The sequence below is a fragment of the uncultured Flavobacterium sp. genome, assembly GCF_963975515.1.
GTDB lineage: Bacteria > Bacteroidota > Bacteroidia > Flavobacteriales > Flavobacteriaceae > Flavobacterium.
On the sequence record NZ_CAXBGY010000003.1, the window covers coordinates 220,982 to 243,028 of the forward strand.

The 22,047-nt window shown below is 29.5% G+C and carries 24 protein-coding genes; 13 read left to right on the top strand and 11 right to left on the bottom strand.

Annotated features, from left to right (window positions below; all coding sequences use genetic code 11):
* The first annotated feature begins 42 nt into the window (after positions 1 to 42).
* Positions 43 to 990, top strand: coding sequence for a thioredoxin-disulfide reductase (trxB, locus tag AAC008_RS05705; protein WP_339887967.1), 948 nt, complete (start codon positions 43 to 45; stop codon positions 988 to 990).
* Between the two features lie 64 nt (positions 991 to 1,054).
* Here trxB and AAC008_RS05710 read toward each other — a convergent pair whose 3' ends face one another.
* From AAC008_RS05710 to AAC008_RS05725, 4 genes are all read right to left on the bottom strand, one after another.
* Entirely contained in the window at positions 1,055 to 1,891 is an 837-nt protein-coding gene (locus AAC008_RS05710; RefSeq protein ID WP_339887968.1) for a DUF2807 domain-containing protein, read from the bottom strand.
* Positions 1,892 to 1,972: 81 nt separating this feature from the next.
* On the bottom strand, positions 1,973 to 2,713 hold the full coding sequence (locus tag AAC008_RS05715; protein WP_339887970.1) for a head GIN domain-containing protein: 741 nt from the start codon (positions 2,711 to 2,713) through the stop codon (positions 1,973 to 1,975).
* Between the two features lie 30 nt (positions 2,714 to 2,743).
* Positions 2,744 to 4,474 carry a PspC domain-containing protein gene (locus AAC008_RS05720; RefSeq protein ID WP_339887971.1) on the bottom strand — a complete coding sequence of 577 codons (1,731 nt, stop codon included), beginning with the start codon at positions 4,472 to 4,474 and terminating at the stop codon, positions 2,744 to 2,746.
* A 10-nt stretch (positions 4,475 to 4,484) separates the two neighbouring features.
* Positions 4,485 to 4,808 carry a PadR family transcriptional regulator gene (locus AAC008_RS05725; protein WP_026718092.1) on the bottom strand — a complete coding sequence of 108 codons (324 nt, stop codon included), beginning with the start codon at positions 4,806 to 4,808 and terminating at the stop codon, positions 4,485 to 4,487.
* A 304-nt stretch (positions 4,809 to 5,112) separates the two neighbouring features.
* Between AAC008_RS05725 and AAC008_RS05730 the strand changes: the two genes are divergently transcribed.
* Together AAC008_RS05730 and AAC008_RS05735 are read left to right on the top strand one after the other, a co-directional pair.
* Positions 5,113 to 5,571 (top strand): DUF4442 domain-containing protein, encoded by a 459-nt coding sequence (locus tag AAC008_RS05730; RefSeq protein ID WP_339887973.1) that lies wholly within the window; start codon positions 5,113 to 5,115, stop codon positions 5,569 to 5,571.
* A gap of 185 nt (positions 5,572 to 5,756) precedes the next feature.
* A complete protein-coding gene (locus AAC008_RS05735) occupies positions 5,757 to 6,662 on the top strand; it encodes a TIGR01777 family oxidoreductase (protein WP_339887974.1) in 906 nt (301 codons plus the stop codon).
* A 45-nt stretch (positions 6,663 to 6,707) separates the two neighbouring features.
* Here AAC008_RS05735 and AAC008_RS05740 read toward each other — a convergent pair whose 3' ends face one another.
* Positions 6,708 to 7,346, bottom strand: coding sequence for a YceI family protein (locus tag AAC008_RS05740; protein ID WP_339887975.1), 639 nt, complete (start codon positions 7,344 to 7,346; stop codon positions 6,708 to 6,710).
* A 150-nt stretch (positions 7,347 to 7,496) separates the two neighbouring features.
* Here AAC008_RS05740 and AAC008_RS05745 point away from each other — a divergent pair, with 150 nt between their 5' ends.
* From AAC008_RS05745 to AAC008_RS05780, 8 genes are all read left to right on the top strand, one after another.
* Positions 7,497 to 8,054 carry a nucleotide exchange factor GrpE gene (locus AAC008_RS05745; RefSeq protein ID WP_339887976.1) on the top strand — a complete coding sequence of 186 codons (558 nt, stop codon included), beginning with the start codon at positions 7,497 to 7,499 and terminating at the stop codon, positions 8,052 to 8,054.
* A 74-nt stretch (positions 8,055 to 8,128) separates the two neighbouring features.
* Positions 8,129 to 9,253 (top strand): molecular chaperone DnaJ, encoded by a 1,125-nt coding sequence (dnaJ, locus tag AAC008_RS05750; protein WP_339887977.1) that lies wholly within the window; start codon positions 8,129 to 8,131, stop codon positions 9,251 to 9,253.
* Positions 9,254 to 9,411: 158 nt separating this feature from the next.
* On the top strand, positions 9,412 to 10,335 hold the full coding sequence (locus AAC008_RS05755; protein WP_339887978.1) for an ABC transporter ATP-binding protein: 924 nt from the start codon (positions 9,412 to 9,414) through the stop codon (positions 10,333 to 10,335).
* Positions 10,335 to 11,636: an ABC transporter permease gene (locus tag AAC008_RS05760; protein WP_339887979.1), complete on the top strand. Its 1,302-nt coding sequence runs from the start codon at positions 10,335 to 10,337 to the stop codon at positions 11,634 to 11,636. Before AAC008_RS05755 ends, AAC008_RS05760 begins: the two co-directional genes overlap by 1 nt.
* A gap of 6 nt (positions 11,637 to 11,642) precedes the next feature.
* Entirely contained in the window at positions 11,643 to 12,467 is an 825-nt protein-coding gene (locus AAC008_RS05765) for a mechanosensitive ion channel domain-containing protein (RefSeq protein ID WP_339887980.1), read from the top strand.
* 188 nt (positions 12,468 to 12,655) lie between these two features.
* A complete protein-coding gene (locus AAC008_RS05770) occupies positions 12,656 to 13,819 on the top strand; it encodes a sigma-54 dependent transcriptional regulator (RefSeq protein WP_339888146.1) in 1,164 nt (387 codons plus the stop codon).
* Positions 13,820 to 13,890: 71 nt separating this feature from the next.
* A complete protein-coding gene (locus tag AAC008_RS05775) occupies positions 13,891 to 14,505 on the top strand; it encodes a DEAD/DEAH box helicase (RefSeq protein WP_339887981.1) in 615 nt (204 codons plus the stop codon).
* A gap of 82 nt (positions 14,506 to 14,587) precedes the next feature.
* Positions 14,588 to 14,806: a DUF2007 domain-containing protein gene (locus tag AAC008_RS05780; protein ID WP_339887982.1), complete on the top strand. Its 219-nt coding sequence runs from the start codon at positions 14,588 to 14,590 to the stop codon at positions 14,804 to 14,806.
* A 132-nt stretch (positions 14,807 to 14,938) separates the two neighbouring features.
* Here AAC008_RS05780 and AAC008_RS05785 read toward each other — a convergent pair whose 3' ends face one another.
* Positions 14,939 to 15,553: a YceI family protein gene (locus AAC008_RS05785; protein ID WP_339887983.1), complete on the bottom strand. Its 615-nt coding sequence runs from the start codon at positions 15,551 to 15,553 to the stop codon at positions 14,939 to 14,941.
* A gap of 274 nt (positions 15,554 to 15,827) precedes the next feature.
* Here AAC008_RS05785 and AAC008_RS05790 point away from each other — a divergent pair, with 274 nt between their 5' ends.
* Positions 15,828 to 17,462 carry an ABC-F family ATP-binding cassette domain-containing protein gene (locus AAC008_RS05790; protein WP_339887984.1) on the top strand — a complete coding sequence of 545 codons (1,635 nt, stop codon included), beginning with the start codon at positions 15,828 to 15,830 and terminating at the stop codon, positions 17,460 to 17,462.
* Positions 17,463 to 17,548: 86 nt separating this feature from the next.
* Positions 17,549 to 18,169, top strand: coding sequence for a tetratricopeptide repeat protein (locus AAC008_RS05795; protein WP_339887986.1), 621 nt, complete (start codon positions 17,549 to 17,551; stop codon positions 18,167 to 18,169).
* Between the two features lie 163 nt (positions 18,170 to 18,332).
* Here AAC008_RS05795 and AAC008_RS05800 read toward each other — a convergent pair whose 3' ends face one another.
* The 5 genes from AAC008_RS05800 to AAC008_RS05820 all read right to left on the bottom strand — a co-directional run bounded on the left by AAC008_RS05800 (position 18,333) and on the right by AAC008_RS05820 (position 21,966).
* Complete coding sequence (locus tag AAC008_RS05800; protein ID WP_339887987.1) at positions 18,333 to 19,022, bottom strand: hypothetical protein; 690 nt, start codon at positions 19,020 to 19,022, stop codon at positions 18,333 to 18,335.
* A gap of 29 nt (positions 19,023 to 19,051) precedes the next feature.
* Entirely contained in the window at positions 19,052 to 19,510 is a 459-nt protein-coding gene (locus AAC008_RS05805) for a heme-binding domain-containing protein (protein WP_339887989.1), read from the bottom strand.
* An 82-nt stretch (positions 19,511 to 19,592) separates the two neighbouring features.
* Positions 19,593 to 19,925, bottom strand: a complete 333-nt coding sequence (locus AAC008_RS05810) for a hypothetical protein (protein WP_339887991.1) — start codon at positions 19,923 to 19,925, stop codon at positions 19,593 to 19,595.
* Complete coding sequence (locus AAC008_RS05815) at positions 19,922 to 21,109, bottom strand: hypothetical protein (RefSeq protein ID WP_339887993.1); 1,188 nt, start codon at positions 21,107 to 21,109, stop codon at positions 19,922 to 19,924. Before AAC008_RS05815 ends, AAC008_RS05810 begins: the two co-directional genes overlap by 4 nt.
* A gap of 32 nt (positions 21,110 to 21,141) precedes the next feature.
* Positions 21,142 to 21,966, bottom strand: a complete 825-nt coding sequence (locus AAC008_RS05820; RefSeq protein WP_339887994.1) for an RnfABCDGE type electron transport complex subunit D — start codon at positions 21,964 to 21,966, stop codon at positions 21,142 to 21,144.
* Positions 21,967 to 22,047 lie beyond the last annotated feature (81 nt).

Below are 22,047 nucleotides of genomic sequence, written 5' to 3' on the forward strand. Positions count from 1 at the left end.
CATTCAAAATTATTACTTTTGGGGCTTTAAAATAAAATAATTATGTCAGATACAATAGAGAAAGTAAAATGTTTAATAATAGGTTCTGGGCCTGCAGGATATACAGCTGCAATTTACGCTTCGAGAGCTAATATGTTTCCAGTTTTATATCAAGGAACCCAACCAGGTGGTCAATTGACAACAACAAATGAAGTAGAGAATTGGCCTGGAAATCCAGAAGGAATTACTGGACCCGAAATGATGGTTGGTTTACAAGCTCAAGCGCAACGTTTTGGTGCTGATGTTCGTGATGGTTGGGTTACTAAAGTAGATTTTTCTGGTGATATTCATAAAGTTTGGATTCAAGATGATAAAGAAATTCATGCAGAAACTGTAATCATTTCAACTGGGGCTTCGGCTAAATACTTGGGATTACCTTCTGAACAAAAATATTTAAATTTAGGTGGAGGAGTTTCTGCCTGTGCAATTTGTGATGGCTTTTTCTACAGAAATCAGGAAGTAGTAATAGTTGGGGCAGGAGATAGTGCTTGTGAAGAAGCTCATTATTTATCTAAACTATGTAAAAAAGTTACCATGTTAGTAAGAAGTGAGCAATTTAGAGCTTCTAAAATTATGGAGGCACGTGTTCGAAAAACAGCTAATATCGAAATTTTAATGAATCACGATACTGTTGAAGTTTTGGGTGATGGACAAGTTGTTACTGGTGTAAAAGTTCTAAATAAAGCAACTAATACTGAATTGGAAATTTCAGCAACTGGATTTTTCGTTGCCATTGGTCACAAACCAAACACAGATATTTTTAAAGATTTTTTAAACCTTGATGAAACGGGTTATATATTAAATACACCTGGGAGTTCTAAAACTAATATTGATGGCGTATTTGTATCTGGTGATGCTGCGGATCATGTTTATCGTCAAGCTATAACAGCTGCGGGAACAGGTTGTATGGCTGCATTAGATGCTGAAAGATATTTGGCTGCAAAAGAGTAATTAAGTATCACTTTGTTTCAGTTATATAAAAAAATCCAGCAATTGAGCTGGATTTTTTTTTATTCTATTTTTCAATTTTTTGAAGTCTAGCATTATTTCTAAAGACTGGAATTTCGACTTTAGCATCGCCTAGAAACTCGATTTCTGATTTTCCTGTGGCAGAAATGGTTACTTTATCTTTTACATTTATTTCGCAATAGCTATACATTTCAGTAGATAAATTCATTTCATTAACTGCTAATTTTTTTGCTTTTAGATTTGCATCGTTATCTAATCTGATATTCGCTATAGTAGTTTCGCCTTCAATTTCAGCTTTAGATTTTTGATACATATCTAATTTTAAACTCGCAGAAGCTATCAATGCTTTTAATTCGCTGCTTGTGCTTAATTCTAGTGTTGTTTTGTCAGCTTTTATGTTTAATTCGGCTTCTGATTTATCATTAAGTATAAGTGTAAAATCGGTAGATTTAACATTTAAAAATGATTTTGAATTATCAAAGTTTTTTATGGTGATGCTGTCTAAATTTAAATCGGCTAACGCATTCAGTTTAGCTTCATTTTTAACAACAACCATTTTTAAATTACTTGTATAATTTACTCGAACACTAAATTTTTTGGCTCTAATGACATCTTTTGTTGAATAAAGTTTTAGCGTGCTTCCTATTATTTCAAAAATAATTGCATCATGTAGATTGTCATCAGCTTCAATTTCCACTGAATTTTTTTCTCCTTTTACCAAATAGACATCTAAATTATCCGCTATGTCAACAGAGTCGAAAGTATCAACTTCTTTAACTGTCACTGTTATGATTTTAGATCCTTTAATTTTTTCTTTCTTTTGTGCATAAGAAAAAGTTGTTATAAATAAAACAACAATGATATAAGCTATTTTAAATTTCATAGTATTAATTTAATTAGTTACAAATGTATGTTTTTTTATATATCAAAAAAAACACCAGTTTTTGGCTGATGTTTATTTTTTTTATTTTTTTGATACACTTGCACCCGAACTTTCGTCTACTTTTATTTGTTTTGGAGTGGTGTAATATTTGATACTACTTCCACTTGAAGCATCTGCATCTAGAGATTCGGTTGGATTTACTTTTGTAGAACTTCCGCTAGAAGACTTACAAACAGCATTTGCTACTTCTAAATCATTTAGAATAATTGAGCTTCCGCTAGAAGCTTCTGTTCTTAGATTTTCAGATTTACCATTTGCAATAATCTCACTTCCGCTACTACTATCACATGTTAAGTTTTTAGCATTAACACGTAGGTTCATTTCGCTGCCACTACTTGATTTTAAATCTAAATTTTCTGATTTAATTGTTGTAACACTTTCTACAGAAGATCCGCTTGAAGAGGATATTTTTCTAAGATTAGGAACTTTAACATAAACAGTTCTTTCATCGGCTGTATTGATGTTTTTATCAAAATAGATGGCCAAAACTCCGTTTGAAACTTCTGTTTTTAAATGTTCTTGTAAGTTTTCATTTGTTTTAACTTCAATAGCATAGTTGTCAGATTGCTCAATGATAACTTTAATACCTGTTTTAGCTTCAATAGCATCAAAATTTTCGGTAGTTCTTTTTGATGATGTTACGTTTCCGTCTCCGGTTAGGCCATCATTCATGAAATTTACATTATTTCCACATGAAACCGCTAACAGTAACATGACAGCTGTAATAATGATTTTTGTAAGTTGGAAAATAAATTTTACCATGATTAGTTTTTTAGTTCTTCAGAAGAAGAGTTATTTTTTGTTTTTTGTTTGTATTTTTATTCCGTTTTCGTCAATATTAATAGTGCTAATTTCTGATTCAGAGGTAATAATATCTTTACCATTTATTTTTAATTCTACTTTACTGTCTTCGTCATCAGAATTCCATTCATTATCATCTTCATTATTTGGACAATCAAGACATTCAAATTCACCGTTAATTAGTTTGTAATGATGGTTTTCTTCTCCATAATACATATCAATATCAGAATAACGATTAGTTAAATAATCAGAAATAGATTCATTAGGGTAAATGACAGTTCCTTTTGGTATGTATAAATAAATATGAACTTCTTGATCTCTAAATTTATTACTTCTGTCTGTAAGTAAATAATTGTCTAAATTAATGATATTTCCTTGAATTTCAAAATTATAGATTATTTTTTGAGCTCTATTTTTGGCATCATTATAAGAACGACCATTAGCTGTCTTTTCAATTTGAATAAAGGGTTTGCTTTCATCTGTTTTCATTAAATGTATTTTTACATTGTTAGAATAGATGATTTCTTTGTCCTTTTCATCTGCTGTAAATCTAAAATCAGTTCTGTTGAAAACACTTTTTGAATAAAAGCTATTGTATTTCATATTGATTTTAAGCGTATCATTTGGAGAAATAATTAACTCTCTTTTTTCAACAACTTTACCTTCATGACCAACTTGAGATGCTTGACTTAATCCAAAATAGACTAAAAATACTATGGATAATATCCAAATTCCCAATAAGCTATATTTGGCATAACTTCCAATTGATTTTAAGTTGTTTACCAATAATTTCAATCCTAAAATAAAGAAGAAAAAGATTGGAATAGCAGCAGCAAAAAATGAAAATATATACAAAATCCACATTGGAAAATCAGTATAATTACTTGCTCTTAAATATTCATTCCAAGGCATGCTGACATGGTCAAGTGTGGTTGAAAAAAACATAAAAATTGTTCCGATAAGTAATCCAATTAAAGAAATTGAAGCTACTAAGACGATAAAACCTCCTAACAATTTACCTATAATTTTAAAAATAGTTGTAAAAATATCTTCTATAGTAGAACCTACTCTTTGAGAACCATTCCTTGCATTATGCATCATTTTTTCAGTATCAATGTCGCTAATTTTTGAAGTAATATCGTCAATGCCTTCCTTTACTTTTTTTTCGATATTAGTAATGTTAATAGGCATTCCACGCATTTCTAGCTTTTGGGTTGTTGTTATAGCTTCTGGAATAATTATCCATAAAATGATATAGATGAAAAATCCAGTTCCAAAGAATACTAATAAAATTGCCATAACAATTCTTAACCAAATAGGATCTACACCTATATATTGGCTTATTCCAGATAAAACTCCACCAATAATTGAATTGTCCTTATCTCTATATAGTTTTTTTGTACCACCATTATTATTGTAATTATATGTAGAACTATTATATGAATTATTTATTGGTTCATCGTCTATTTTATAATCTTCTGGTTGACCCATAATGGCAATCATGTCGTCAACTTCTTTAGCGCTAATTACTTGTTTTTCATTTTTAATTTTTTCTTGAAAAAGTTCAGCTATTCTGCTTTCGATGTCTTTAATAATTTCATCTCTTCCTTCAGGGGAAAGTGAACGTTTCACGGCATCTAAATAGCGGGTCAGCTTGCTATAAGCATCTTCGTCTATGTGGAAAAAGAACCCTCCTAAATTTATACTTATTGTCTTGTTCATGATCTTAATTTTAGTTTGTTATGGTGTTCACAGCGTCGGATAATTCTTTCCAAGTACTGCCTAATTCGTTTAAAAATTCTTTTCCTTCATCTGTTAAGCCATAATATTTTCTTGGTGGTCCAGATGTTGATTCTTCCCAACGATAAAGTAATAATCCATCGTTTTTTAGTCTTGTTAATAAAGGATAAACTGTTCCCTCAACGACTAATAGCTTAGCTTCTTTTAATGTTTCTAAGATTTCAGAAGTATATGCATCTTTTACTTTTAATACAGAAAGAATGCAAAATTCTAAAACACCTTTTCTCATTTGAGCTTTTGTGTTTTCAATGTTCATAATTCACTTTTGTTTTTTTTAAGTTACTACTCATTTTTTGATTTATTATGAACTCGTTTCAGAATCTGTTGAATTTTTAACTGATTTGTTTCAGTATTTCAGAATCTTCTGATTGATTTTAAGTCCATTTTTATTGATGATTGAAACTAATAAATTCTTTAACCTATTATTTTCCTATACAAATATATGTCTATTAGAAGGTATTATGTTACGCATAGTACTAATATTTAACATTAATTTAACTTTTTCGTTTTAGTATGTATGCATAGTATTTTTTTGTACATTAGCGAAAAATATACTACTCATGAGCATTTCTCCTTTTAAATTGAACTTATATATGTTTTATAAATTGCCTTCAGCTTTTTGGTGTGGCGTTAGAGCAAAATCAATTTCAGCGGAAGTTTGTCAATCAAGTGTTAAACACAGATGGTTTAATCAAAACCCTTTTAATTCAATGTATTTTGCTGTTCAAGCAATGGCTGCAGAATTCACTACAGGAGTTTTAGTGATGTATCAAGTTAAAAAAAGTGGAAAAAAAATTTCGATGTTGGTAGCAAATAACAAGGCTACTTTTACCAAAAAAGCAAAAGGAAGAATTACATTTGAGTGCAATCAAGGTGCTTTAATTGAAGATACAATTCAAAAAGCTATAGAAACAAAAGAAGGACAAACTATTTGGTTAACTTCAATAGGAACTGACGAAAAAGGAGATCAAGTATCAGAAATGCAATTTGAATGGAGTGTCAAATTAAAATCTCGATAATTCAAATTAGAATCTCAAAAAAAAGTAATTCATTTGCCGTTCGTTTTTTAGCCAAAGGATAATTTGTTTGTTTTCTGAAAATATAATAGTTGAAAATCCAGTATCTAATAACAACAACTGTTAAGAGTAGTTAAATACCTATTGATTTGATAATTTCTTCCGTAACTTTGAATAAAAAGATAAAGATGAAAGTATTAATAACAGGTGCAACCGGGATGATAGGTCAAGAGTTGGTGAAAGTTTTGCATCAAAATAATGTAAAAGTAAATTATCTATCAACTTCAAAAGATAAATTAGTTTCAAGAGAGAATTATAAAGGATTTTATTGGAATCCAGATACAAATGAAATTGATATCACTGCTTTTGATGGAGTTTCGGTAGTTTATCATTTAGCAGGAGCAACTGTAGCCAAAAGATGGACATCTTCTTACAAAAAAGAAATTCTTGACAGTAGAACGATTCCGACAAGATTGCTGTTTTCGACTTTAGAAAAGAATCCTAATAAAGTTACTCAAATTATTTCGGCATCTGCAATAGGAATATACCCTAATAGTTTAGGAGCTATTTATAATGAAGAGAATACCGGAGTAGATGATTCCTTTTTGGGAGAAGTGGTTCAAAAATGGGAAAATGAAGTTGATGCTTTTAAAAAGCTTAATATATTAGTTACAAAAATTAGAATTGGAATTGTACTTTCTAACAAAGGAGGAGCATTGCCACAAATGGTTAATCCTATTAAATATGGAGTAGGAGCAGCTTTTGGTTCAGGAAAACAATATCAATCTTGGATTCATGTAGAAGATTTGGTTAATATTTTTTATTACACCCAGGTTTCTGAATTAGATGGAATTTATAATGCTGTAGCACCACATCCTGTTACGAATTCAGTTATGACAAAAGAAATAGCTAAAGTTATTAAAAGACCTTTGTGGTTGCCTAATATTCCAAAATTCGTAATGAAAATGATATTAGGAGAAATGTATATTTTGGTTTTTTCAAGTCAAAGCGTGAGTGCTTTAAAGATTTTAAATCAAGGCTATCAGTTTAAATACGCTACATTAGAGAAAGCCTTAGCTAATTTATTAAAATAAAAAAAGCACCCTATTTGAGTGCTTATAGTGGAATTTAAATAGTATTTATTTTTTTTCTTTTATGTTAAGTTGAAGTACAATATCATCATCAATAAATTTATCTCCTAAATCATCAAAAATAGATTTTGAGCCATAATTAACACCCCAAAGTGTTCGGTTAATTTTAAATTCTGGGGAAGTCAATGTAATAACATCATCAACTTTTTCCAAAGAAACGGGAAACTTCACTTTGTTAATTTTATTTTTAATGGTTAAGTTTCCTTCAAGCATATCAACACCATTTTCATTTGTAAAGGTTAAGACTTCAAAAGATGCTTCTGGATATCTTTTAACATTAAAAAAATGATCTTCAACATCATCTCTATCGCCTTTTAAATGGGCTTCTAATTTAGCTTTATCTTCACCTTCTAAATCGTTAACATGGATGGTATTCATGTCAATTACAAACTTTCCTTCTGTAATTTTACCAGCATCAACACTAAATTCACCAAATTTAATTTTGATTGTTCCTGAATGTTTTCCTGTTTGTTTTGAGCCTATCCACGTAATAGAAGAAGTTGAGTCAACTTCAAACTTTCCTTTAATACTTTCATCAATAGTAGTTGATACTAAAGTTTCTTTTTCTTCCTCTTTACAACTAATAAATAATAAAAGCCCTAATCCTAATAGTGTTAATTTTTTCATATACTTTATTTAAGTTAATAATTATTTCAAATATAATGAAATATTAATCAATATTAAAAAATAGTAAATTCTGTTAAAATTAATTTTTGTGACAATTTGACATTAAATAAGAAATGGCAATACATTTGCTATATACCAACAAAAGAAAAAATGTTTAAAAAAATATTCAAAAATATGAACCAAGAAAGTACTGAAAACATTGAAAAAGATGAAGTAAACGGAGAAACTGTTTCAGAAAATCAAGAAGTACAACAACCAGAATTATCTTTAGAAGAACAACTTCAAGAAGATTTAGCAAAGGAAAAGGATAAATTTTTGCGTCTTTTTGCAGAATATGACAATTTTAAAAAACGTACAGCCAAAGAAAGAATCGATTTATTCAAAACAGCAAATCAAGAAGTTTTACAATCTATGTTACCTGTTTTAGATGATTTTGACAGAGCTATGATAGAAATTTCGAAATCTGAAGATGAGGATTTAATAAAGGGTGTAGAATTAATTCACGAAAAACTAAAATCTACATTGGTTTCTAAGGGATTAGAAATAGTTGAATTAAAAGCAGGTGATATTTTTGATGCTGATTTTGCAGAAGCTATTACACAAATTCCTTCTCCAGAGATGAAGGGTAAAATTGTAGATGTAATAGAAAAAGGGTATAAGTTAGGAGACAAGATTATTCGTTTTCCTAAAGTAGTAATTGGTCAATAATAGTAATCCATAACTATTCCATGAGCCAAATTTTATTGGAATATGGGATTTTTTTATTGGAATTTATATAAAACATGAAGAAAGATTTTTACGAAATATTAGGTGTTAGCAAATCAGCAACTCCAGAAGAAATAAAAAAGGCTTACCGAAAAAAGGCGATCCAATATCACCCAGATAAAAATCCAGGTGATTCAGAAGCAGAAGAAAATTTCAAAACGGCTGCAGAAGCCTATGAAGTTCTTGGTGATGCTGACAAAAGAGCACGATATGACAGAATGGGTCATGCTGCCTTTGATGGTGCTGGTGGAGGACATGGAGGTGGTCAACACATGAACATGGACGACATCTTTAGCCAATTTGGAGACATTTTTGGAAGTGCCTTCGGTGGTGGTTTCGGTGGAAGTGGTTTTGGTGGTGGAGGTCAACGTAGAGTAAAAGGAAGCAATCTTCGTATAAAAGTTAAATTAACATTAGAAGAAATAGCTAATGGTGTTGAGAAAAAAGTAAAAGTAAAACGCAAGGTACAAGCTGCTGGTGCTACTTTTAGAACTTGTTCTACATGTAATGGTCAAGGACAAGTTATGCGTGTTTCTAATACGATTTTAGGAAGAATGCAAACAGCTGCTACTTGTCCAACTTGTCAAGGTTCGGGACAAATTTTGGATAAAAAACCAGAAGGTGCTGATGCATTTGGTATGTTGGTAGACGAAGATACAGTTTCAATCAAAATACCTGCTGGAGTTGTAGATGGAATGCAATTAAAAGTTTCTGGAAAAGGAAATGAAGCACCAGGTGGAAATAGTATTCCAGGTGATTTAATTGTAGCCATTGAAGAAATTGAACACGAATTTTTAAAACGTGAAGGAGAAAACCTTCATTATGATTTATATGTAAGTTTTCCAGAAGCTGCTTTAGGAATTTCTAAAGAAATTGAAACAGTTTCAGGAAAAGTTAGAATCAAATTGGAAGAAGGAATTCAGTCTGGAAAAATATTAAGATTAAAAGGAAAAGGAATTCCAAGTATCAATTCATATGGAAATGGTGATTTATTAGTTCACGTTAATGTTTGGACGCCAAAAACCTTAAATAAAGAACAAAAGAATTTCTTTGAAAAAATGATATCAGACGAAAACTTCATTCCAAACCCTGAAAAATCTGATAAATCTTTTTTTGAAAAAGTTAAAGATATGTTTTCATAAGTAAAATTAATTAGTTACATTTGAAAATCACTTTTTTAGGAAAGTGAATTTTTCTTTTTCATAGCAATTTTTCCCATCTTAAAGTTTATTCATTAAGGTGGGTTTTTTTTGTAACAAATCTTATGCAACTCCAACTAATACAATAAACCTCATTTTAAATGAATTCTATATTAGAAGTAAAAAATGTAAACAAACAATTTGGTGATTATAAAGCACTAAATAATGTTTCATTTACAATTCCAGAAGGTTCTATTTATGGCTTACTTGGGCCAAATGGTGCTGGTAAAACAACTTTAATCCGAATCATCAATCAAATTACTATGCCAGATTCTGGTGAAGTTTATTTGGATGGAAAAAAATTAAGTCCTTCGGATATTCAACATATTGGATATATGCCAGAAGAACGTGGTTTGTATAAAACTATGAAAGTTGGAGAACAGTGTTTGTATTTGGCTCAGTTAAAAGGGCTTTCAAAAGAAGATGCAAACAAACAATTAAAATACTGGTTTGAAAAATTAGAAATAGAAGGTTGGTGGAACAAAAAAATCCAAGAACTTTCAAAAGGAATGGCTCAAAAAATTCAATTTGTAGTTACAGTTCTTCATAAGCCAAAACTTTTAATTTTAGACGAACCTTTTTCGGGTTTTGATCCAGTAAACGCAAATCTAATCAAAGACGAAATTATTGAATTAAACAAACAAGGAACATCTATCATTTTTTCAACACACAGAATGGAAAGTGTAGAAGAAATGTGTGATTACATTGCTTTAATTCACAAGTCAAACAAACTTATTGAAGGAAAATTAGTTGATGTTAAAAAAGAATACAGAACCAATACTTTTGAAGTTGGAATAATTTCTCCAAACGTAGAAGGATTAATGTATGACTTAACGCAAAAATTCAAAGTAGGACAAACAAATTTCAAATCGTTGAATGATGATATAAAATTAGATATTCAATTAGGAGCACATAACTCTAATGAACTTTTAAGTATTTTAACTAAAAACGGTCAAGTGACTCATTTTTTAGAGAAAATTCCAAGTGTAAACGATATATTCATTCAAACTGTAAGTAATAAATAATGAAAACATTATCCTTAATAATAAAAAGAGAATTTATTGCCAAAGTTCGAAACAAGTCTTTTATAGTAATGACATTTTTAAGTCCATTATTATTTGTAGGAATTGCAGTTTTCGTTGGTTTTTTAGCTTCAATGGATAAAGATGAAGCCACGCAAATTGCCATTCATGATGAAGTAGGATTGTTCAAAAATGAATTCAAAAACGACAAAAATACGCATTATGTAGATATTTCATTTATGTCTTTTCAAACAGCAAAAGACACTGCTACTAACAATTATGATGGGTTATTGTATATTCCAAAGGTAGATTCAATTCAACAATTGGCTCAAAAAATTGAGTATATTTCAGAAGATAGTCCAAGTATAGAATTTATTTCAGATGTTGAACATATTGTTGATTCTACACTAACTTCTGATAAATTAAAAATATTAGGTTTTGATGCCAAACAAATTGAAGATGCAAAAGTGAATTCAGATTTAAAACTTTCGAAATTCTCTGGAGAAGAAACTGTAAAAGGTATTAATGAAATTAAATTAATTATTGGAGGAGTTTTTGGTTATTTAATCATGATGTTTATCATCATTTATGGAAACTTTGTAATGCGAAGTGTAATAGAAGAAAAAACAAATCGAATTATAGAAATCATTATTTCGTCAGTGAAACCATTTCAATTAATGATGGGAAAAATTATAGGAAATTCATTAGCAGGAATTCTTCAATTTGTAATTTGGGCAATTGTTGGAGGAATCTTATTTTTTGTATTTTCTTATTTTTTAGGTATGCAAATGGGTGCATCATCACCAACAGATATGGCAGCAAGTGCAGAAGTTTCTAGTTTTTCAGCAAATATTCCATTATACATAAATGAAATGAAGAGCTTGCCAATTGCAACATTACTAATCAGTTTTATAATCTACTTTATTGGAGGCTACTTTCTTTACAGTTCATTTTATGCAGCAATTGGTGCAGCAGTTGATTCTGAAACAGATTCTCAACAATTCTTATTGCCAATAATTTTGCCTTTAGTATTGGGAGTTTATATTGGGTTTTTCACAGTTCTAAATGATCCACACGGAACAATTGCAACTGTTTTTTCAATATTTCCATTAACTTCACCAATAGTAATGTTAATGAGAATACCTTTTGGTGTACCTTTATGGCAAATATTACTTTCTATGGTAATTTTGTTTGCAACCTTCTTATTTGTAGTATGGTTTGCAGCTAAAATCTACAGAGTTGGAATACTTATGTATGGAAAAAAACCAACTTGGAAAGAACTATACAAATGGTTAAAATACTAATTGTAAATGCAAGAAATTTTAGACATATTAAACTTTAAATTAATTGATGGAGAAAAAATAAAATTTTCGCTATTAAACTTTATTTTTTTAGTTGCAATACTTGTTTTTACGTCATACATTTTAAAATTTGTTAGGAGTATTGTAACTCGTAAATTGCCATTAGAAGACAAAAATAAATTTATTAGCATATTTCAATTTATAAAATATCTTGTTTATGTTTTTGCAATTATGTTTACACTTGATATTTCGGGTGTTGATATGAAAATATTCTTAACAGCTTCTGCAGCCTTATTTGTTGGACTTGGATTTGCGTTACAAACATTTTTCTTAGATATTATTTCTGGCGTTTTAATGATTTTAGATCAATCACTTCATGTTGGAGATATTATAGAAGTTGACGGAAAAGTTGGGGTCGTAAAAGAAATTCGTTTAAGAACAACTCGAATGGTTACAAGAAATGATAGAGTTATGGTTATTCCAAATAACAAATTCATGACCGATATTTTGTTCAACTGGACGCAAAATACAACCACAAATAGAGAGCAAGTAAAAGTTGGAGTAGCCTATGGTAGTGATGTTAATTTAGTAAAACAAGTTTTAGAAGATTGCGCAAAAAATACTGAAGGAGTTGTAGAAGAAAATAAAATTTTAGTTCTTTTCGAAGACTTTGCTGATTCATCTTTAAACTTTTCACTATATTTTTATGTAAATGACGGAATGAAGAGTCCAAAAATTCAAAGCGATATTCGTTTCAAAATTGATGCAGCTTTCAGACAAAATAAAATTGCAATTCCTTTTCCACAAAGAGATATTCACATTATAAATAAATAAATTTTTTAAAAACAGCAAGTTTGGGCTTTATCTAGTTATGTCTTTCCTGCTGTCCATTCTATTTTTTTATCTCGTTTTAAAACGAGATAAAAAAGATGCCATTCCCATCAGGGTTAGATAGAGAAATGTCTTTATTTTTTACTAACTTTGCCCATAACCTTTTACCAATCATCTATAACCTAAAATTGATGCCAAAAATACTAATCATAGAAGACGAAGCAACAATTCGTAGAGTACTAATAAAAATCCTTTCAGAAGAAAACGATAGTTATGTAGTAGAAGAAGCAGAAGATGGTTTGCAAGGAATAGAAAAGATTAAAAATGAAGATTATGATTTGGTTTTGTGCGACATCAAAATGCCAAGAATGGATGGTGTTGAGGTCTTAGAAGCCGTTAAAAAAATCAAACCCGAAATTCCAATGGTAATGATTTCTGGTCACGGAGATTTAGAAACAGCTGTAAATACAATGCGTTTAGGTGCTTTTGATTACATTTCAAAACCACCAGATTTAAACAGATTATTAAATACAGTTAGAAATGCTTTAGATAAAAAACAATTAGTCGTTGAAAACAAAAACCTAAAGAAAAAAGTCAGTAAAAACTATCAAATGGTTGGAAACAGTGACGAAATTAATCATATTAGAACTATGATTGACAAAGTTGCTCCAACAGATGCACGAGTTTTAATAACTGGCCCAAACGGAACAGGAAAAGAACTAGTTGCTCATCAATTACACGAAAAAAGCGAGCGTTATTCGGCACCAATTATCGAAGTAAACTGTGCAGCAATTCCAAGTGAATTAATAGAAAGCGAATTGTTTGGACACGTAAAAGGAGCCTTTACATCAGCTGTAAAAGACAGAGCAGGGAAATTTGAAGCTGCTCACAAAGGAACCATTTTCTTAGATGAAATAGGAGATATGAGTTTGCCAGCTCAAGCAAAAGTTCTAAGAGCTTTACAAGAAAATTTAATCCAAAGAGTAGGAGCAGACAAAGACATTAAAGTAGATGTTAGAGTTATTGCCGCAACCAACAAAGACTTAAAAAAAGAAATAGCAGAAGGTCGTTTTAGAGAAGATTTATACCATCGTTTGGCTGTAATCTTAATTAAAGTTCCATCTTTAAACGAAAGAAGAAACGATATTCCAGAACTAATTGAACATTTTGCAAATAAAATAGCAGAAGAACAAGGAAATACGGTTAAAAACTTCTCAAAACAAGCCGTCAAACTATTACAAGAATACGATTGGACAGGAAATATTCGTGAACTTCGTAATGTAGTGGAAAGACTTATCATTCTTGGAGGAACAGAAATTTCTGAAAATGATGTAAAAATGTTCGCAAGTAAGTAATTTTGAGTAATTAGTAAAAAGTGATTAGTAACTAGCTAATTACTATTTACTAATCACTAATCACTAAAAAAATGAAATTAAAAAAAATAAATCAAGGACTTCAAAACGGATTAATTCGAAACGGATTAACAGAAGCCAATGAATTACAAGAAGAAACATTTTCTACTATTAAAAGTGGTGCAGATGTCGTTATCCAATCTAAAAAAGGAACAGGAAAAACAACAACTATCGTTTTAAATGTAATCCAAAAATTAAATGAACCTAAAGAACAATCTCCTAGAGCTTTAGTTTTTGTTGATGACAAGCCTCAAGTTTTAGAAATGGTAGAATTGTTCAAACAATTAGGAAAAGACAATGAAGTAAGAGTTTATGGAGTTCATGATAAAACTGATTTAGACGAAGACAAAAATCAAATTTCAGACGGAATTGACGTATTAGTCGGGACAGCAAATAAATTAAATTTCATGTTTTCTTCTGCGGGTTTCAATGTCAATCGTTTAAAAGTAATGATAGTTGATGATGCTGATAATTTGTTTAGAAATAGAATGGATTCGCCTATATTAAGAATGTCAGACAGCATGCCAAAAATGCAAAAAATATTCTTTTGCAATCAAATAACAGAAAAAATTGAAATAATGGCTGATAGAATAATGGTTGAGCCTTTATTTATAGAGTTTGATGAATAATACAGATTTTTAGATTTTCAGAAAGAAGATTTATATGCAAGTCTTTTAACCTCATAACCTTTAACCTTTTAACCCAAATAAAATGGCACTAGTAAAAATATTTTCAGGAAGCGAAATTATCGCAATGGCTTTACAAAAAAAATTACAAGAAAATGAAATTGTTTGTATGGCAAAAAACAACTTACAATCAGCAAGAGTAGCTGGTTTTGGTAACACAGATTTAGCTGTAGAAGTTTTTATTAACGAAGCAGACAAAGAAAAAGCAGAACCAATAATTGACGATTTTAAAATGAATCTTTAGTTTTTCACTTTATTCTTGTAATGCTGAACTTATTTCAGTAGCTAAAAAAGACACAAATTTCACAAATTAACACAAATAAAATCTGTGAAAATTCGTGAAATCTGTGTCAACTTCTTTAGGTTTTGATTATATTTATTGAAACAAAACTTCTCCCATAATATCTACGGTTTCCCAAGTTTTGCTTACACCATCTGCACCTTTGTGTAAATCAAAACAAGCTTTGTTGATTGCAGCTAAAGCAGTTCCTCCACCAAAGTCATTTAAATTTAAAGTAGTTTTCATACTCAATAAATTATTTTCAAAAGTATATTCTAAAGGAATTTGTTTTGTAACATCATTCATTGATAAAGTCATAAATAACTGATTATCTCTAAAATTTAAAATTCCAGAAAGTAATTCAGTATTTTTCATAGTACCAAAAAAGATAGTTTTTAATTTAGAGTCTCTATCCTCGTTATCTGTAAATAAACTGCTCACAGGAATTGAAAAAGCAACACCTTCTAAAACTTCTTGAGGAGTACTTCCAGTTTTTACATCTTTCAATTCAATTTGCTTAAAACTTCCACCAACAGCTACTTTTTCTGTTGTTTTAAAACCTGTCCATTTTACTTTTGTAGAATCATTTACAATAGTTAAACCTTTAACTTCTGTTGGAGTTTCAGTTGGAGTTTCTGTTTTTTCTTCTTTTTTACAACTAGTAAAAGTTACAAAAACTAATCCTAAGACTAGTAAACTTATTTTTTTCATATTATGCTGAATTTATTTCAGCATCTCATCAATGCTGAACGGTTACTTGTTAATTTTTATGCTGAATTCACTTCAGCATCTGTTAATTTTAACTAAATCAATCAAAGGTAAGAAGTTTATTAAACCGAATCCAAATACAACTGTTAATTATTGATTAAAAGTTAATTTTTTTCCAATTGCCAAATTCCACAATTAGACTATATTTGCACCTTCAAAATCGATTCTTCGATTCTTCGAAATTTCGAACAATCAAAAATCGAACAATCTAAACAAAATGATTACAGTAAACGACGTAGCAGTAGAATTTGGTGGAACAGTACTTTTTAGTGATGTAACTTTTGCCATAAATGAAACCGATAAAATTGCCCTTATGGGTAAAAATGGGGCAGGAAAATCTACGCTATTAAAGATTGTAGCTGGTCAAGACAAACCATCGCGTGGAAATATTTCAGCTCCAAAAGAAGCTGTGATTGCTTATTTGCCTCAACATTTATTGTCAAATGACGATTGTACGGTTATGGAAGAAACTTCAAAAGCATTTGCAGATGTTTTGGATATGAAGAAAGAAATTGACGAAATTAATGAGCAATTAACAATTCGTACGGATTATGAAAGTGATGCGTACATGAAATTAATTGAAAGAGTTTCTGAACTTTCAGAGAAATTTTATGCGATTGATGAAGTCAATTATGAAGCTGAAGTAGAAAAAGTATTAAAAGGTTTAGGTTTTGAACGTGAAGATTTTAGTCGTTTGACTTCTGAATTTTCTGGAGGTTGGAGAATGCGAATTGAATTGGCAAAAATCCTTTTAAAGAAACCCGATTTAATTTTATTAGATGAACCAACAAATCACTTGGATATGGATAGTATTCAATGGTTAGAGGACTTTTTAATCAATCAAGCAAAAGCTGTGATGGTAATTTCGCATGATAGAGCGTTTGTAGATAACATCACAAACAGAACGATTGAAGTTACCATGGGAAGAATTTATGACTACAAAGCCAAATATTCTCATTATTTAGAATTAAGAAAAGATAGACGTGTTCATCAGCAAAAAGCTTATGATGAACAACAAAAATTTATAGCCGATAATCAAGCGTTTATTGATAGATTTCGTGGTACATTTTCAAAAACAGAATCCGTTCAATCTCGTGTTAAAATGTTGGAAAAAATTGTTCCCATTGAAGTGGATGAAGTAGATAATTCAGCTTTAAAGTTGAAATTTCCAGCTTCAGTTCGTTCAGGACAATATCCTGTTGTGGTTAAAGATTTGCATAAAAGTTATGGTGATCATGTCATTTTTAAAGATGCAAATGTTGTTATTGAAAGAGGTCAAAAAGTAGCTTTCGTAGGTAAAAATGGTGAAGGAAAATCAACGATGATTAAAGCCATTATGAAAGAAATCGAAATTAATTCGGGTAGTGTTGAAATTGGTCACAATGCTCAAATTGGTTATTTTGCTCAAAATCAAGCTTCTTTATTAGACGAAAGTGCAACAATTTTTGAAGTCATTGATAGAATTGCTGTTGGTGATGTTCGTACGCAAATCAAGAATATTTTAGGAGCTTTCATGTTTCAAGGTGATGATATTCACAAAAAAGTCAAAGTGCTTTCTGGTGGTGAAAAAACACGTTTAGCGATGATTAAATTATTGTTGGAACCTGTTAATTTATTGATTTTGGATGAACCTTCAAATCACTTAGACATGAAAACTAAAGACATCATTAAAGATGCTTTACGCGATTTTGACGGAACATTAATCTTAGTTTCTCACGATAGAGATTTCTTAGACGGTTTAGCTACGAAAGTGTTTGAATTTGGGAACAAACGTGTTAAAGAACATTTCGAAGACTTAAAAGGTTTCTTAGAACACAAGAAAATGGATTCTTTAAAGGAAATTGAGAAATAGTTTTTTGAGTTGTGAATTGTTAGTTATAAATTATGAGTTAGTGGCAATCGGCGAGAAGAGGAAAATAAGACAAATAATTATTAAAAATGAAATTTAAAATATATCTAGTAATTATTTTAATTACTTTTCAATCTTGTAAAAAAGATAGTGCTAAAATAATCTATAATGTTGACGAAAAGCCACGAGAAATTATCGCTCATGGAAATGAAAAGTATATTAAAGATAAAAATGCTTTAAAGCTTTTTGAAATTGGATTATCAAATATTGAGTATAAAGACTATGAAAAAGCTAAAGAATATTTTCTTAAAGCTAATGTAATTGAAGAAAACAACATTGTAATTCTAAATTGTTTGGCATTAGTAGAAAGTTCAATGGGAAATAATAAGAAATCAATTGAAATGCTTTATAAAAATATTTCAATTGATTCATCTCAAATTAATACTTATACTAATTTAGGGCAAAATTTGATGAGTGAAAAGAAATATATTGAAGCAAACGAAATTCTACTTTTAGGTTTAAAAAAATCAATTGATCCTAATTTACATCAAAAATCTGGGTTATTATTAAATTTAGCTATTTCATTTAAAAATTTAAAACAATGCGATGAAGCACTAAAATATGCGAATGAAGCTCTTGCAATTTCTCAAAATAATGAATTTACAAACTTTGCTAATCAAATTATTGTCGAAAGTAAAAAATGTAAGTAGCAAAAGACTGCCACTAACAACGGTTTGTAGCAATTGCTTGGCTTGGTCTTTGTTTGAATTTTCTCCGAAAATTCATTAGGAGTTTGGTACTTGTGAAATTAAGTGTTAAATTTACGCAACTGCTTCAAGCCGCAGAACGTTGTCACGTTAATTACTTAGATTATTATATTTCTCCACCGCGAATTGAATTTGAATTAGAGATAATGAATACTTTATCAAAATTTAAATCAAAATCTATGCTTTCTCTCAATTGATCAAATTCAGTTTCGCTTAAACCATTTCCAATGTTATCAATCAAGGCAAGCCACCAAGTTTTATATTCAGATTTATATTCTTCTATTTGTTCGGCTTTTACTGGTATAATAACTTTTAAACTGTCGAGAATATTACCTAAAACAAATCCTCCTTCATTAAAGTCAACACAAGTACCAAAATGGTATTGAATATCAAATTTTTTATTTGAAGGGAATATTTTTAATTCTAGGTTTTCATTTATTTGGTATTCTTTTTTAAATTCCATAGTTAAGGAATGTGTTTCCAATATGAAATTTATTTTTTGTTTAATAATTTTATTATAATTAATTGGTCTGGAATATCTTATTCCAAAATATGCAGATTTTTTATGTTCTCCATTTCCAAAAGACTCAATTTGATTGATGATTTTTGGAAGTAAACTATGTCTTACTTTCTCAATTGGGTTTCCATTATGAAACTGATTTAGTCTTCTAACTTCAACTGCAATTTTATCATCAATTACAAAATCAGGGGTTCTATTTCCTTTAGGTTCAAATACGATGTTTTTGTAACCAATTGATTTAAAATAAGTTTCGGCAATTTTTTCTTCTATTTTCAACTTTTGTTCATATTAAATCAAACTTAAGACTATTGAATACCACTATTTATCTTCTTCTCAATCTCTTTAAAATAAGCTATAAGTTCAGCTTGTTGAGCTTCTGTCAAAACAGCTTCTTTGTGAATAATGGTATAACTTGATAAAGGCATTTCTCCTTTTTCAATCATTTCTCCACATTCTTCTAATTTATGTGCTTGTTTTTTAGCAGTATAAGTTCCAAATTCAGAAAAATTTAGGTGTTTTTTTCCATCTTCAATGTGGTTTTTCACAAACCATCCAACAGGTTGAATATTAGTATACCAAGGATAAGCACTTTGATTGGAATGACAATCATAACAAGCAGCTTTCATTGTTGAAGCAATTTCCGTTGGCGTTTCATGTATTTTTAAAAAATCTTGATTGATATCGGTTTCAGGATTTGTTTTATCAATCTGAAAAAACTGAATTACAACTAAAGCAACTAAAAGAACAATTAAAACTTTTTTCATAATTTAAGTATTTGAATAAATATAAATAAAAGTACTACTTTTTTGATAATTTTTTGACTAGGATTGTGTTTTTAAGCTCATTTTAAGTTTTCTTCCATTTTTCAAAACCTAAAACACCTTTTCTAAATTCTTTTTGCCATTTAGTTCCAAATTCTTTATTTAAGTCATCAAAAACGTGAGCATTTAGTTTTTCATATTTTTCAATATTTTCTGGGACAATACATCCAAAATCGTGAAATTGAACTTTGTATTTTTTTGCAAAAGCTACATCTTCTTTAGTAATAACAGAAGCAAATCCACCAATTACATAAATAGTTGGTTTATCATTTGGTTCTAAATCAACGTAAATCACTTCTTGTGCAGTTGCATTTATTCCTATTAAAAGAATTAGAAAAGTGTAAATAATGTTTTTCATAATGTTTTATTTTTTAAAATTTGATTTATCACATCAGAACCACCCCATTCTACAAGAGTAAATCCTTTTCGTTCTGTTTTAGGAAGTATTTGTTCTTTTATTGATGTAAATTCATCTAATCCATAATATTCCATATAAACTCGAATTGAAGTGTCAGGTTTTGGATTGACATTGTTTATAGAAACTTCATCACATTCATCATTCACTAAAAAATGAATGAAATTGTATTTTTTTTGTTCTAAAATCGGTAACCAAAACTGAATAAACTCGTTAGTTTCAATAGTGTTTAGTCCAATATGTTCCAATTTTTCGATTAAGAAATTGGTTAGTTCTTCTTTTTCAACTACAAACCCGCTTTCATATTGATAATGCTCTGGTTCAAAAGAAATATCTCCATCCCAAAATAAGGAAGAATAATTTCGTTTGGTTTTGGTATCAAATAATTGTCCGTTTGGTTCAGCAATTACGTTCCAATTTTTATCATATTTAGGAAAAGTAGTTAATAATTTACCTTTAAAATCAAAAGACAAAGTGACTTCTGTTTTTTCTTTTGGATATAAATAAATTATTGGTTTTAAAACCCTTATGGTTTCATTTGTTGGATTTTCCTTTAAGGAAACATTTATCACTTTTTGATTTTCAATTAAAATACGTTGCGAAATAGAACCAAATCTTGAAAACAATAAGACATCATCTTTTTGAACTTCAATAGCATAATTTCCCAAAGAATCAGATTGAGTAATTATATCTGAATTCAAATTTTCAATAGCAACTTTTAAAGGAATATCTTCACAATCAGTTATTTTTCCTGTGATTATTTTAGATTTTTCTTTTGTGTTTGGTTCATATGAATAAGCATATAGTTTGTAAAGTTTACTTAATTCTTTTTTTGAAATACCTTTTGAAGTAATTTCAATAGCTCCATATTTTCCTTTTTCGTCATATTTTGAAATTGAAGCATCTCCTTTTAAAACATTTATAGATTTAATTTTTTTTGAATCTAAAGTATTCATCAATTCATAATCAACTAATTTTTCATTTAAGATAATTAGAGGATTATCACTTTTGAGAATTACTTTATTTCTATTACTAATAGTCCAACCAGTTTTTTTAGGTAAACTATCCTGTCCCAAAAAAGTCATAGAACTAAAAAACAGCATTATAAGTAGATTTATTTTTATCATATTCTATTTTTATAAGTTATGTAAACGAAGTTTTACCAACAATATTTTTTGTTTTTCCAAATTTTATCAAACACAATTGTTAAAGGTGACAAGAATATCAAAACCCAAACTGGTGCTGCGTAAAAATGATTAAAAGTTGTTAAATAGAAAGCAATTATGGCTAAAATTAAAGCAAATACAATTCTTCCTTTTTTGTTATTTGGTGTTGTCATTGGATCTGTTATCATAAAAAATGTAAATAACATTAAAGTTCCGTTGGTCATTTGATGTGTCCAGAAATCTATGGGCCAGCCCAAATATAAGATGTTTCTAATGAATAACAAACCTCCAAATGTTGCAATGAAAGTTAATGCAATGTCAATTCGTGCTACTTTTTTAATGACTAAAAATCCAAGTGATCCAATAATGAATAAATAGACAACATTGCTTCCCCATTGTCCTGGAGAAATCCAGGCATGATGCGTAAATACTATTGTTCCAATAACACCAACATTCGCGGGATTAAAAACGTGTTTCCCTTTATATTTGATTAAGAATTTAGAACCAATTGCAATTAAACTGGCTAAAATTACCCAATAAAAAACATCCACTTTAAGCAACAAACAAAGTCCGAGAGAAGTGATAAATGCACTTTTCCATGAAGTATAATTTTTAGTTGTAAAGTGAATAAATACTAACTGAAAAATAATACAACTTGTAAATGTTAATCCAATTTGGAATAAAAATTCCTTTGGAAAATCATTGGCAAACAAAACCATAAGCAAGAAGCTTCCCAAAAATAAAATTTGAAAATGTCGAGCATCACTTAGTAATGATAATAAACTATTTTTAGGAAGTTCTATGGTTTTTGTGTTCATGGTTATATGTTTTTATAATTTTTTTACCACCCCGTCCTTCGGACACCCCTCCAAAGGAGGGGAAATTCCGTTTATAAGAAC